The following is a 14,705-nucleotide window of genomic DNA, read 5'->3' on the forward strand; positions in this document are numbered from 1 at the left end:
GAACTGGTAAGCGCTAGTAAATAACGGTGGCGCACTGTGGGGAGCTTGCGTAGGTATAGAACTGGTCCTGGTAGACGACACTGTTTCCGCAGGCATCCGTTACTGTACAGCGGACTTGCAACTGCCGGGGCGACCCGTGGTAGTAGCTGAAAGTCGGACTGTAGTTGTTAGCGTCCACCCAGCCGCCCCAGCTATTACTCCAGGAGGTATATTCATTCGTTTCCCAGCGATAGGTGTAGGTGCCGCAGCCCTGTTGCGGTTGAACAGTGATGCTGGCGTCGCGCTGGCCGCCCCCGCCATATTCTGACCCGTAGGGGTCGCACAAATCCATGTAGGTGCTCCCGTAATAAGTAGCATAAACACCCAGTGGGCTTACTACCTGCACGGACAGGGTTTTCTCTACGGGATTGAAACCAGGTGCTTCGGCTACTACCGTGAGCGGGTAGGTACCGAGTTGGGCATAGGCGTGCGTCTGACTACCGCTACCCTTCGCGGTACTTCCATCCCCGAAGTTCCACGTATAGTTGATGTTGGAAGCGCAGTCGGGAGCGGCGGCGGTAAATGTCGCATCGGTATTCGGGTACGCATTACCCCCCGTCTGGGCAACTGTAGCGAGAATCTCCTGCGTGGTCGCCGTGGAGTTTGTTTTGGTCCGCTTTAATATATTCCCCAGCGCATCTTTTGTCAACAAGGGCTGACTCTCGGAATCATAGACATAGTACGTGGTCACGTTATTCTCATCCGTTGTGGAGGTTTTGCCTACATGGAGCTGATGGGTAGCCGTCGCCATGCGGGCGTTCTCAGCGTGAAACCGAAACTCGTCTACGAGCACGTTGCCCGAGCCCGAACTAATCCACGGGTAGCACTGTATAGTAATATTCTGGTTACTAGGCAGCGTTGTGCGAATGGTAGGGTCATCTAAGTCTACTATGCCCCGGCAGAACTGCCACGCCTGGCCACTGCTCACCGTTTGCGTCGTCCCGCGCCACGAATTATTCCCACTTGATACGCCCACATAGGTGACCATTGTCACATTTGACTGGCCAGCTTGACCCTGAGGAACCTTCGCCCAGCAAGAGAAAAAGTATTTACCGTGCTGGTCTTTGGGCTCCAGGGTGAAGGTTTTGCCGGGCCCGTAAGTGTTACTAGAGTTCGAGAGTTGCACGCTACGCAGTCCTGTCTTGGCCTCGGCTGTGTAGATGGTTCCTGAACTCCACTGGTCCGGGTCGCCGTCTTCTTCCAAGCTGGTGTGGCCGGCTGTAGCAACTACGGAGCCATTACCAAACTTGCCATTTGCTACCGTGGCGATAGGAAGCAGCTTATTAGCTCCCAAGAGGGTGCCCGACCAGAGCCCGCTACTAGATTGTGAGTTGACAGTATTGCCGTAGTCATCAAACTCAACTGCCAGTACCCGGTATTGCCACTGGTTTACACCGGATGAGGTATCCCAAGTCCCCGTTCGTAGAGGCCATACGTAGTTATTAGCATTCGGCTGGTATTCATAAAGCGAATAAAGTGAGCCCTTCTTATTACCTGCGGCATCTAGCCGATATTCTTCTTTCTGAAATACGCTCGCATAGCTCTGAGCATTCACGAGTACTGCGGGAGCCCCCGCGTCCTTGCCGCGCTGGTACTCGACTACTTGGGCATCACCGCCCGCAACATTATATGATTTAACCTTGGAGACAAAGTAATTCTTATAAGCATATTCTGTAATTTGAGTTTGAGAAGAAATAGTCCCCGAATTGCCTCGCCGTTGGTCGTAGCGCAAAGCGGTTTGTCGAATCAGCGGAATCCAGTTTCGCTCGTGCTTGTAGACTTTCGCGTTATAGTAATAGGAGTACATGATGAATCCAAATACCCGGCGCTCTTTGTCAACTACCACCGATTTTAGGGGCGTGGCATCGGATTGCAGAAAGTCATACTCATTAGTTGTCTGACTTATCAAGCGGCCGGCCGCGTCCACTTCTACTTGCTGCAAGACCAAGCCTCGCTTAGCGGTAGCACTGTTCATAATGCCATACGGGCGCTGGTCTTGGGGCAATGAGAGGTAGTCGCCGGCCCGGTGCGGGGCCATTGGGTCGCCGTTGCAACTACCGCCATACTTGAGCGGCAATGCGCCAGCTGAGGTATAGCAGCCTGAATTTGTATTATAAGGGTCGGAAGTAATTTTAACGGATTCTGTATTGTAAGTATCCGGGTAATTCTGGGTAGTAGTAAACTGATAGGCAGTCCGGGAGCTATTAGGGTGCTGGATAGTCACCCATTGATAATGCATGTAATCTAACGGAATAGGCGCTATGGCATCACTACTGCGATAAAGAAACTTGTCCGTTAAATCGTCCTGAGAATCGCATATATTTAAATCGGCTCCGTAGTAGTAGCTTTGGCCTGGATATACAGTGGAAAAGCGGACGTTCTGCCACTCGTACAGCTTCGGTATGGGCACTGGCGGGGCAGAGGAAGTAGAAGCGAACGTGCCGCTGTTAGGGAAGAACGTATTGTAGTTAAGTGTAAACAGCTGGTTCTGGGCTGTGCTGATGCCATTATGTACGCGAATCTGCTCTACTCGCACGCCGCCGATGGTTGCTCCAACGCCGTCTATTTGCCGCCCATAGGTTAACTCGGTGTATGCTCCGGTGCCATACTGTATCTTATACAGAATACAATTCTGCGCTGTTAAGCCAGTAGAAGGCGTGCGGTCCCCGGAAGCATAGCGCGACTCGACAAACGGCAACAGTTCTCCGCTAGAATTGTCGTTGAAGTAGCCCCAGTAGTCGCGGTTGGTTGCTTGTCGGGAAACAGTTCCTCCGTACATGCCGCGGTAAAATAAATCCGTACTGGTCGCCTGGCAGCCGCTACTCTTCACGGTTATTCTATCCAGGCGTAGGCGCACCTCATCGGGCGTAATATTACGCCACGGCCCAAAGTAGCCGTAGGTAAGCAGAATGCTCTTAATTACGCGGTCATTCTTATCATAAACCGCTATCTTATCCAAGGCCTTCTCACCGGGAACGTCCAAGCGATTGTGTGTATCCCGGAAAAAGCGAACGTAGCCCGTAGCTGAAAATATATGAGATATGCTATAGCCTAAAGTGGGTCGAATAGTGGTTGTGGTCTCGTAGCGAGTATCGAGGTAGCTGTTGGGATAGGGAGTAGCTGTCTGACAGTTTTGGTCCCAAGCATTGCACTTATAATAAGCGTGGGTAACATGCGCGTAGCTTTTGTAGCTTACCGGGGTAGCATTATAACCTTGATAGGAGAATGAAATCTGGTCGCCAGTGGCATCCTGTAGCTTGGTTAAATACCACTTGGCGGTGTACGTATAGTCGTCCTTATTAGAGAGATTGCCCGTGCGCAGGTTCTTCGTTTCGGTTTGGACCCGCGTGTCTTCCTTTTGGTCGAACGTGTAGCGGGTTCCTTGGGCATCAATAACTAGAAAAGAGAATATTCTGCGGCTCGTAGCGGGGGCCGACCAATAAGTTGGGGTGATGGTGAGAGTACGGTCATTTAAGACATATACCTCTCCTTGCGAAGGGCTGCTAGCCGGGTCTCTAATAACAAAGTCCGCCTGTAAGCCGGGGGCGACGAGATGATAGACATCGTATTCCGTATCCTTCCCCTCACAAATTTTGCTGGCTAGCTCCGTGCCGCCAGTGTGGTTAATCAGACTGGTCAGCCAAGATTTAGATTCCGTATCGAACTCATCGGGGCGCCCGCGTACCTCACAAGTGACGCTTCCACCCGCTGTTAAGGCCCATCCTGTGCCCACTTCGGAGGCCACGCTGGCTACTTGCACTCCGTTGCCAGCTACGTAGTTTAGAGAAATAGGGATGGTTAAGCTCCGGCCTGGCAGTTCGCACAACGGGTAAGCCGGGCTGGCGGTACCGGTAAATAGATTGACTGGAATGCCTCCGACAACGGCTGTCCCCAGCCCCTTACCACTTGGTGGCTGTGCGACTGCCTTATCGCGGGCATTTGGGTCTTGGCTTTGACTATAGGTGGGGGTCAGGTTTGCAAAGCACGCGACTAGGAACACCAGCCAGCGGGTAAGCGGTGGAGAAATAAACATGGAAGCTGGTAAAAGTGAAGCAATTAGGCACGAGGGAAAATGTAAGTTGGATAATGAATAAACTAAATGCGGAAGAGAGGAGAGCAGACTGGCAATTCTTACCAGTAATAGTAGCAAGTGCTTGCAAACAACCAGTGCGACGCGACGGCTCAGATTGCGCTGATAAGTCGAGTTTACAATGGGGCAACTATTTTATGGCTGAGCGAAGGCTATACAACTAGGGGCGCGAGTTAAAGTGATAGTTAGCGCTTAGTGACTACATTCGAAGGCCAAACTTAATCGCAATTTCAGGAGTTTGCAAACGTGAAGGCCCCGTGAAAAAAATATTTTTTTCACGGGGCCTTCACGTTTGCAAACTCCTGAAATTGCGGTAACTTGCTGCGCTTTATACTACTATCGTTGGTTGTTCAACTCTACTATGCGAGCATTACTATTCACGGCCTGCACGGCATTCGTATTTTCAGCGGCCCCTGTTTACGCTCAGAAGAAGCTAACGCAGTTGAAGCTGCAAAGCACACTTGATAGCTTGTATACTGTGGAGGCAACTCTCTACCAGCTATGGGCCGTTGCGCAGGGTGATAGCGCTCGAACAAGGTTGGAGCGGAAGCTAGCCAACACGCTGGAGCGACACCAACTGCGGGTGCAGGCGCTCACGACTACCTATGGCTTTCCAACGTACACAATGGTTGGACAAGCCACTTCGCGGCGATTTGGGGCGCTCGTATTACGCTATAATCGCTTTCCGGAGTTTCAGCAGCAGGTGCAACAGTTGATGGCTAAAGAAGTTAAAAAAGACAACGCGGACGATATAACCTATGCTACGTTAACGGACGTGCTGGAACTCCGCGCTGGCCGGCCACAAGTCTACGGAACACAGTTAGCGTACCAAGGTACAGGACTAGTGGTGCGAGAGCCGCTACTAGACCCAGCGAAGGTAAACAAACGCCGGACCGATATTGGGTTAGAACCGCTGGAAGACTATTTGAAAAAACAGAAGAACAAACATCAGCCGAAACATAATATTAAATAATATTTTTTATATATAAAATTTCAAAGAATTGCACCCTGAAATGAGTAGCTTTGCTTAATCCGGCAGAGCTTTCCCTGATAAGAACGATAGAGGCACCTCCCAAGCGTCTGGGTTGCGTAGAGAGCGCAGCTGACCAGACGCAATGCTTTCCGGCAAAATAAACTCGTAGCGCCCCAGCATATTAATATGTTCGCTCAGTAAGGGGGAGAGTCGTGCTGCTTCTTCCGGAAGCGCTCCTTGTTGTCCCAGCTCCTGCCGCTCTTCATGCTCCAGCGCAGCTTGCAGGTAACGGGTATTCCAGAGCACGACGGCATTCACCACCAGCCCCAGGGCCCCCAACTGGTTTTCCATGCCCTCGCGGTAGCGTTGGCGCAGCTCGCCTTTCTTGCCGTGGAAGATAGCGCGGGCTACCGCGTGCCGCCCTTCGCCCCGGTTGAGCTGCACCAGGATGCGCCGCCGATAGGCCTCATCCTGCACGTAGGCCAGCAAATACAGCGTTTTCTCCACCCGGCCAAACTCGGCGACTGCCCGGCCCAGGCCGGAAAGTGAGCCGGCCCGCTGCAGGGTACGCATCACGGCCGTTGCCTTAACCTTACCCAGCTTCAGCGAGCCGGCCAGGCGTAGCATATCGTCCCAGTGCTCGGCAATCAGGCGCGTATTGACTACGTGGCGGCTTAGCTCGTTGAGCGGGCCATAATCGTCTTCCTTCTGCATTCGCCAGAACCGCTGGTCCGAAAGGTCGGCCAATCGGGGGCTGAAGCGGTAGCCCAGCAGCGCGAATAGGCCAAAGACCACTTCGCTAGAGCCATGCGTGTCTGTCATCAGCTCGCGCGGGTCCAGGTTGGTTTGTTGCTCCAGTAGGCCCGCCAGGGTGAAGAGCGAGTCGCGCAGCGTGCCGGGAATCACGATGCCGTGCAGGCCCGAGAACTGGTCGCTGGTAAAGTTGTAGTAGGTGATGCCGCGCTGGGCGGCGTAGTATTTACGGTTCCAGCCCGCGTGAATCGTGCGCACGGGCACCACAAAGCGCATCCCGTCGGCGGAAGCAACCTCCCCACCGCCCCACAGCTGCGCCAATGGCAGGTGAGACTGGCCCTCGACCAGGCGGGCGTTGGCCGCCGTTAGCGTCTCGGCCCGCACGTAATGCTGCTGTACCCAGGCCAGGCGAGGATACGTTAGGGCCGGGACATCGGCTCGGGCCACAGCTTGCAGGCCGATATTGCAGGCCTGGGCCAGCAGCACCGCGCAAATGCTCAGCGGCAGGTCCGCTACTTTCGTTTGCCCATCCGCCACGTGGGTGAATGCTTCGGCAAAGCCCGTGAAGGCCTGCACTTCCAGCAGCAGGGCGGCTAGCTCGACGGCGGGCAGGCGCGCTGTCAGCTGCGCGCGTAGGCGTTGCAGCTGCTCCGACTCGGGCTGGGCGACCAGCGGCGTGACCATCACGTAGGGCTGCCCGTTTTCCTCGCGTACTTCCAGGGCCGTATTATGGGCCAGGTTGGCCCCTACTTCTGCATAGGCCGCCCGAACCTGGGCCTGGAGCTGCGTGAGTTCAACATGCGGGTCAGTCGAGCGGTCCAGGGCGCGGGCCACGGCCTCGCGGGCCGCTTCCCAGGCGTGACCTTGCAGCAACTCCGCCCGCGGGTCGCCGTAGCGCTCACTCACCGGTACGAAAACTTCGCGTCTACGCAGTGCTTGGTGCAGCCGGTCCAGCACGCACAAGGTATACGCGGCCTGGTTGACCTCGTCTTTTGTGGGAAACACCCGGCTGGCCCAGCCTTTCGGAATAACTGTGCGGGGAGCAGTTGCCCACCGGGGCCGCCCCCGGCCTGTCAACTCCTGCTGCTGCAGAAAGTGCCAGGCCTCAAGTAAAGGTTTAGCGGCCGGGGTGCCCTCAAAGCGGAGGCCGCGCAGCAGGGCGGGCAGGAAACGCCGTACCGTGAGGTAGCTGCCAGTTAGCGCCTGGCTGGCGGCCTCGTCGGCTTCGCTGGCCAGCGATTCAACGGTGGCCGCTGCCGCCCGCAACGAGCTTTCCCCAATGCGTTGCCATACTTGGGCGCGAATAGCGGCATCGGGCACTCCGGTGTCGAGCATGATGCGCACGGCCTGCTGCAACACCAGGGCAGCCTGGTCCAGGTCCTTGAGTGAGCGTAGCCGATCGCGCCGACGCTTGACCTCGCCGCGCAGGGCCAGCGTGGTCAGTAATCCGTCGAAGAGGTCCAGGATATCGTCGGTGGCACTGCGCTCCAGCGCCTGCACCCCCGCCAGTAGGGTGGCTAGCTGCCGTTCTGGGCCCAACCGCGCCAGGTTCTGCACCCAGGTGCTGGCGCAGTGGCGGGCCAGTCGGGCCAGTCGGGCTTGCGGCAGGTCGTCCAGGGCGAGGTCGCCGACGCCCAGCGCCCGAATCTGGTCGAGCCGCTGCAACGCCGCTACCAGGGCAGGCCCCGAAACGCGCGTGGGCGCCACCCGCAGTTGCTCGAGCCGGCTGAGCCGTTCGCCAGGCGCTACGACAAGCAGGCTTTCCAGTTGGTCGCGTTGCGCCGACGTGAGGCGGACGGCTAGCTGCCGGTAGGTTTGCTGCCCCGTGCGCTCGCGGATGCGGGCAATGAGCCGGGCCAGTACTGTGACACCCGGCAAGACAATGCGCTGGGCTACTAAATGGGCCGTGGCCAGGTCGAACAGCACGCTGGGCCGCACGGTGCTCGTGGCCACTTGCGCGTAGAGCCAGCGCGTGAGACGAAATCCCTGCCGGGCATCAAAGACCTGATAGGACAGGTATGTTAGAATAAAGGAGTGTTGCTCGTACCAGGTGCTGGGCCGCTTGAAAGCTGCCAACTCAGCTACATCCACCTGCAACTGTTCCGCCACCACGTGAACAACCCGCTCCGGAAGCTGAGTAGGGTTAAGGAGGAACGTGCCGAGAAAGCGCAGCGTACAGAGTTGCAGCGCGCAGCCCAGTTGATTTGCCCGCTTCCGACGCCGCGCGATAAAGTCAAGGTCTTGAGGACTGAGGTAAAAAAACTGGGTTAGCTGCTCGGGCGTAGGGTCTGTGTGGTAGCGTCCGTAGCGGGCCGCTTGCTCGTCGCTCAGAAATTCAACCGGCATTGCTTGGAAGCACCTGCTTCGGATAACCAGAGGAATACGGGAGCCTGGCAAAAGCGGCAGGTAAAGCTAACGGCCGCTACCTAACCCTCCCTTACCGGCTAGGGAGTATTAGAGAAGCAAACATTTTCTATAATCTTAGCGGGAATTTCTGTTCCTACTCTTGTGCTACCCCTGATAGAACTAGAGCAAACCCGCCGCTCTACCCGTAGCGCCTCGGCTGCTAGCTAATTCGAAGGGACATACCCACTAAGGGCGAAACAAAAAACCCGGCTCCATCACCAGCATATGCATCTGGGAGAGGGAATACCAGGATAGTGCACAAATATATATTTAAATAAATTTAATGATGCAGTTATCCACTGGTTATCAACTCGTTTTTGGGCTATTTGACAGCCTACTCCTAATTGCCTGTATGGCCGTAATAGCCGCAGAACGCGCCTATTTCTGGCACCGGTCATCTTGTTATTACGAAAGGGTCAAAAGGGAAACCCTGGAAAAGCTAGGTCAAGCCAATGAGCAAATAGCGGGGCTGACGGCCGACCTCACCCGTTTTCAGGCGCAAGCGACGAGCAGCCAAAACACCTGGGACTTTGTAGCCAATTATGTAGCAAATGGGGGAGCACTACTAGCGCTTACCACTATCCGCAAGCACCCCGTTCAAACCATCCCCACGGAAGAGCAATCGGGGCCGCATCGGGGCAGTGAAGCCGACATCTTTATACCCGTCCCCATTTTTACTGTCAAGAAAGACGAGGCGGGCCCTGTGGAGCGAGTGCCGGTAGTTGTGCTGACCGATAAAGCCGACGATGAGGAGGCGGATTCTTTTCACATCGTCGTCTTGCAACCACAGAAGGTCTTAGCGCAGGCAGACCTCCAGATGCTAATAAGGCCGGTGTTCGAAGCCCATATCCACATTACCGTTATCAGAGACCTCTGGCAGCAAAAACCTACCCAGTACCAACTCTACATTGAGCCGACTGCGACCATAAGCCAAGGGGCAAGCTCCCTGGCAATGGACTGGCTGGTGAAACGGGCCAAGAAGGAGGGGGTAGGGGAAATCTTTGGCTTTCTTACGCACTCCATTACTAGTGAGGCGCACCGGGGGCGCCTGCATAACTTTTACCTTAAAAAGCATGGCTTCGTGCACACTCCCGTTGGTACCGAAACCAGATTATCTAAGCTGTTGCCCATTCTCCCTAGCGCGGAACAATAGTCAACGGGTCAACTCGCAGAGGTACTCAGCCACCTTTGATTTAGCGAGCGCAATGACCCCAAGTGGCCTTTACCAGTTGGCGCCGGGGGCGTGCGGCTGGGCCAGCCACTGCGCTTCGTAAGTGAAGGAAAACACCTCTTTGCCCCGCACCGGCACGGCCGAAAGAGTGCCCATCAGTTGCGGACCCTGGAGCAGCCCTGCCAGTCGGCATACACGTACAGCTGGCGGCGTTCAATGGTCTTGGCCATGAAGCTACTCGGAGGGTGACTGTTTAGGTGCTCGCGTGCTGACTATCAGCTCGGCGTCCTGCAGCTTACGCCCCAGCACGTCGTTGGCCGCTAGTTGCAGAATACTCTTTTCCAGCTCCAGCACGAACAATACCTGTAAGTAAGCACCCAGACTCACTGTCGACATACCTTGCTCGATGGCGTGTAGGGTATTACGGCTAATAGCCGCCCGCTCCGCTACGCGGGTGGTGCTGAGCTTGCGTCGTAGGCGGGCTAGGCGAATATTTTCGCCTGCTTGCGCTAACAACTGCCGCAGCCGGGGCAGCATAACTAAGGGGTCTTTCGCCATAGTGCGCAACATACTACGCAATGGCGGCACCGAATGCTCAGCTTATTGCGCATTAAGCGGCATTTTATGTGAAAGAGTGACTCGGCACATTCAATTTATCTTGCCTGCCTGAGTTACCTGTCATACGCTAGGCTACTCGGCATACAAGACGTCAACCTAACGCCATCTCCGGAGCAACAATGCGGGCTGGCCGCCCATTAGCACATCAAGAAACGCCCGTATTGAATGTTCTACGTTGCGTTGTAAAGTAAAGCAGATGGGACATTTCTATGCAAAAGGTCAGTGGCTGCGCTTCCCTTACCCAGCTTTTTGCAGTTACAGTCTCGCCCGTTCGCCCGCGGCAAGTCTACCCGAATCCCTTTAGCGCTAAGCAGCTCGCTTCGCCGGGTGATACCTTGCTTACCCTATGCCCAACTCTACCCGCTTTTTTCCCAATTCCTGGTCCGATAGAAGTATTCATCACCAGTTAGGGGCAACCATTTGCCGCGCGGAGGGGCTGTACGGGGCGGTAGCTTATTGGACGATAGGCCCCGAAGTGCTGCACGCCCAGCTGGTAGACTTACTGAGCCAGCCCGAGTCGTTTTGCTGCGTAGACTTGCATCTGCCCACAGACGTGGAAAAGCTGCACGCCTTTCATCGCCTGGGGGCGCGGCAGCTTTTTGTGCAGTGCCACGAAGTGCGCCAGCGCGGCGAGCGCCATCTGCACCGCCACCTGCTCCATACCAAGCTGTTATTATTTGACCTGCCGCTCGGGCAGGCCGAAGTGTGGGTGGGCAGCTACAACTTCACCAAACAGGCGCTCCTGGGAGCCAACCGCGAGGCCTCAGTGGTGCTGACCACTACCCAGGGCTCGGCCCTGTATCAGCAGGTGCGCGCCTACCTGGAAGCCATTCGGGCCGATGCGCACTGCCACCGCTTTGACCCGGCGCGGCTTGACGACTACAAAAAGCTGCAAGGCCTGCCCGACGATGAGCCCGAGCCCGAATGCCTGGTGCTGCCGGTGGCGTGGCACTCGGCCCGAATGCCCACGCTGGCGCGCCAAACGCTGCTGCTGCTGGGCCAGGCCCCCGACGAGCGCCGCGCTCTCGCTCAGGCCGATGCCGCGAATACGCCCGTGGTGCTGCGGGCCTACGACTTGTCTACCGGCCTCACCACCCATTACGGCGTTGTTATTCAGAACCAGGGCGCTATCGACCGGAACGTACCCTCGTCCTACGACCTTTCGTTTGGCCAACGGCACCTGGCCGTGCGCCCGCCCGAGACGTTGCCCTACGTGGCTCCCCAGCTCCATCCGCTGCCGCCGGCCGAACTGCGCGAGTTCGGCTTCTGGGCCAGCCTGCTGGTACTGGATAAACTACCCGCCGCCCTCCACCTGCTGCCCCGCGAGCGCGATGAGACCGCCCACTGGCAGCGCGATTGGCAAGCCACCGAGGAAGTGCGCACGCACTTGGAAGCTGCGCCGGAGGCCTTAAACCAGCAGCTTACCCTCCCTTTTGGGGAGCGCCCCCCCGGCTCCGGACGTCCCCCGCGCGGTGCTGCCCGACCTGCCGGCCGAGCAGTGGCTAAGCTGGGCGATGGAAAGCTCGGTGCGCTACCGCCGCAAAGCCAAGCTGGGAAAGCTCGACGTATTTGGCGCCGCCTTCTGGGACGAGCACGAGCCCGCCCCGCCCACCGCTTTCAAGGAGCTGGACAACCAGTTTTCTCCCTACAACCTGCGCTATCTAGCGGCGGCGTACGAACAGCCCCTGCGCCAGCGCTACTACGAGCCGGCCAGCATCGCCCAGCAACTCGCCCTGGATGGGGACCGGGTACCACGGCTGAAAAAGCTACTGGAGAAGTACCGGCTCCGCTACTAATTTATTGATTATACCTGCCTGTTGCTCAAGCGGTTGTTCGTGGTAAAATGATTTTATCATTCCGCCTCTGCAAGTGCTTCAGCGGCCAGTAAGCGCTTGCCCATGAATCAGTTTGACTTCTCGGCTGACCCGCCAGCCACCACCCAGGCCGAAGACTACTTCCAGCGCTACGGCTTCGCCAGCCGGATTGCGCAGGTGCTCCTCAACCGGCGGGAGAGCAGCAGCATTACCCTGGGCGTGTACGGGGCGTGGGGCGAAGGCAAGACTTCGGTCATGCGCTTCATTGAACAGGAGCTCGCGGCCCACAGCGACGCCATTGTCATCAACTTCAACCCGTGGCGCTTCTCCGATGAGCCGTCGCTGCTACTGGCCTTTTTCACCACGCTGGCCGAACGCTTAAAGCCGCTGAGCCCGGATACGCGCTGGTACAAAACCCGCAAGGAAAGCATCGGGGAGGCCGTGCTCAAATACGCGAGCTACGCCACGGTGCTGAAGGCCACGCCCGCTTCCGGCCTGGCCGATGCACTACCGGGCCTGGGTAAGGCCCTGGCCGACGTGCCCCTGGAAAAGCTCAAAGTGCGCATCGAAGAGTTTCTGCAATTGGCTCAACGCAAGATAGTCGTCATCATTGACGATATCGACCGCCTGGAAAAAACGGAGATTCACGCTGTTTTCCGCCTCGTCCGGCTCACGGCTGACTTTCCCTATACGAGCTACATTTTGTGCTTCGACGACCGGATAGTGGCCTCGTCCATCGGCGAACGATTTGCGGATGGCAGCCAGCAATCGGGGCACGAATTTCTGGAGAAAATTATTCACGTGCCCCTGCGCCTGCCCCAGGCCACGAAGCGCGATTTGCGCGACTACCTGTTTAGCTCGCTGGCCAAAGCTATCGAAGAGGTCGGGGTAAGCGTGCCGGCGGCCGACCTGGATAAATTTCGGGAAAGCTTTGGCAAGTATTTTCTCGCTCGCTTCACGACACCCCGGCTGGCAAAGCGGTATGTCAACAGCCTGTCCTTTGTCTTGCCGCTGCTGCAAAACGAAGTAAACTACCCCGATTTACTGCTTATCGAGGCGACGAAGCTCTTCTACCCGAGTATCTACGCCCTTATCAGGGAGCATCCTGGGTATTTTCTCGGCAGCTTCGAAGTGAGGCACTGGTCGGCGCAGGATGAAAAAAAGCGCCATACGGTGTTCTTTGAGCAGCACTTAAGTTCTTTCTCACCCGATAGCCAGGCTTCTGTAAAAGAGCTGCTGGCGGAGCTATTCCCGAAGCTGGCCGAGCTGTGGCCAACCAGGTACTTCCACCCCGAGCACGAGGAGCTCTTTAATGAGAAGCGCATTGCCTCCGCGCATTATTTCGACCGTTACTTCTCCTACACTATTTTGAAGGGCGAAGTATCGGACGTGGTATACGATGCCTTTTTCAACGCGCTCTCGGGCGACCCACTCAAAGCGGAGGAGTTGTGGCGGCAGTTGCTCGCAGCTGGCAACCTGTGGGATTTACACTTTCGCTTCTACGCCAAGCGCAACGAGTTTACCAGCGACCAGGCTACCGCTTTGATTTCCATATTAGCTGGCCACGAAGTGGAAATCAAGGCTAAAAAGCGGCCCGATGACTCATTTGACCACCACTTTGATACCGCCCGGCAAATAGCTTCGCTGCTTACTTTCAACGTGGCGGCGCCGCACCAGTTAGGGGTGCTCGAAGCAGTTTTTGCGGCTCCCGTCTCGTTTGAGTTGCTCTACCAAATGACGCACGAGCTACTCCGCCCCCAGCGGCGGGGGGAGCCGGTAAGCAAAGACCTTCAAACCCAGGCCAGCACGCGGCTCCTGGCGCGGGCCTTGCAGGAGGCCGGCCCGGTTTCATTGGTCGCGCTACACCAGACTGCCGTGCAGCTGCTGTTTAAAATCTGGGCGCAGGTACGGGGCCAGGCCTCGCTGAGCGAGTACCTCGACCAGCACCTACCCGACGAGGCCAGCCTACTACAGTTGATTCGGGCGTTCATCTATCCCACAAATAGCAGCTCGCAGGCAGCGCCTTATCTCAGCGATTTTGGCCAGCCGGAATTCACCTTCATGCAGTCGCTTTTCGACCCGACGCCCTTCGCCCGGCTCTTATCGCCGGCTCACCAGGAGGTACCGCCTACTTTTCCGAGCGCCGGCTACCGGCAGCCGGCCGCTGATGACCTGCTGCTCCGCCAGTTTGCTTACTGGTGCCAGCATCCGCCAACGCCAGCGAAATGAACTAGGGGTAAAGCGATAACTTGAGCTGGTTAAGTAAAAGGGACAGCGAGGGGGCGCTCCTTGCAGTACTAATGTCCGGCAAACCCTACCAGTAGCTTGCCGCTTACCCTTATAAAACATACCCCTCCATTCAAGGCTGCGTGCGTGCGCCGAGTGTCAGCTTCCAGTCTTTCTCCCCAGCAGTATGCCACCGCCATCTCCTTCCAGGGCGCTTTCTAGTGTTCATTACTCCAACGCCGGCCATGATTTTCATGTGCTTTGGGCAACTCGACGCATCATCGAGCTTCTTAACCCTGCCAGCACCTTGCGTGCCGTTAGAATGGAGGGCGTTGCGGCAGAAGACACTGCTGGTCTCCCGGCGGATAAAGAACATTTTTTAGCCGCAGATTTAACCGAATATTATGGTGGAGAGCATTTTGCAACGGCTACCCGCACTGTAATCGCCCAATTAAAATACAGCACTCAACACCCTGACGAAGCGTGGACAGCCGCTCGGCTGCGCGAAAGCAAAGGCAAAAACAACTCGGTTTTTGAGCGGCTATTGGCCGCTTACCAGGACTTGCTGGCCGCAGGAAATTCTCGTGCCGATGTGCAGCAAAAAGCTACGGTTCG

Annotated in this window: 7 protein-coding genes; 4 read left to right on the plus strand and 3 right to left on the minus strand. The window is 56.6% G+C overall.

Annotated elements, in window-relative coordinates; translation table 11 throughout:
* Window positions 1-13: 13 nt before the first annotated feature.
* Complete coding sequence (locus E4631_RS19540; protein ID WP_133658954.1) at window positions 14-4,072, minus strand: PKD domain-containing protein; 4,059 nt, start codon at window positions 4,070-4,072, stop codon at window positions 14-16.
* A gap of 349 nt (window positions 4,073-4,421) precedes the next feature.
* Between E4631_RS19540 and E4631_RS19545 the strand changes: the two genes are divergently transcribed.
* Window positions 4,422-5,102: a DUF6624 domain-containing protein gene (locus E4631_RS19545; protein ID WP_133658953.1), complete on the plus strand. Its 681-nt coding sequence runs from the start codon at window positions 4,422-4,424 to the stop codon at window positions 5,100-5,102.
* Between the two features lie 54 nt (window positions 5,103-5,156).
* Here the strand turns inward: E4631_RS19545 and E4631_RS19550 are convergent, their stop codons facing one another.
* Window positions 5,157-8,201: a Tn3 family transposase gene (locus E4631_RS19550; RefSeq protein ID WP_133658952.1), complete on the minus strand. Its 3,045-nt coding sequence runs from the start codon at window positions 8,199-8,201 to the stop codon at window positions 5,157-5,159.
* Between the two features lie 343 nt (window positions 8,202-8,544).
* Here E4631_RS19550 and E4631_RS19555 point away from each other — a divergent pair, with 343 nt between their 5' ends.
* Window positions 8,545-9,414 (plus strand): hypothetical protein, encoded by an 870-nt coding sequence (locus E4631_RS19555; RefSeq protein ID WP_133658951.1) that lies wholly within the window; start codon window positions 8,545-8,547, stop codon window positions 9,412-9,414.
* Between the two features lie 252 nt (window positions 9,415-9,666).
* On the opposite strand, the gene E4631_RS19560 is transcribed toward E4631_RS19555, so the two are convergent.
* The gene (locus tag E4631_RS19560; protein WP_133658950.1) at window positions 9,667-9,990 is read right to left on the minus strand and encodes a helix-turn-helix domain-containing protein; all 324 of its coding nucleotides are present in this window, start codon (window positions 9,988-9,990) and stop codon (window positions 9,667-9,669) included.
* Between the two features lie 406 nt (window positions 9,991-10,396).
* Here E4631_RS19560 and E4631_RS19565 point away from each other — a divergent pair, with 406 nt between their 5' ends.
* Entirely contained in the window at window positions 10,397-11,854 is a 1,458-nt protein-coding gene (locus tag E4631_RS19565; protein WP_133658949.1) for a phospholipase D family protein, read from the plus strand.
* A gap of 94 nt (window positions 11,855-11,948) precedes the next feature.
* Window positions 11,949-14,093, plus strand: a complete 2,145-nt coding sequence (locus E4631_RS19570) for a P-loop NTPase fold protein (protein WP_133658948.1) — start codon at window positions 11,949-11,951, stop codon at window positions 14,091-14,093.
* Window positions 14,094-14,705 lie beyond the last annotated feature (612 nt).

Source organism: Hymenobacter sp. UV11 (genome assembly GCF_004684095.1).
GTDB lineage: Bacteria > Bacteroidota > Bacteroidia > Cytophagales > Hymenobacteraceae > Hymenobacter.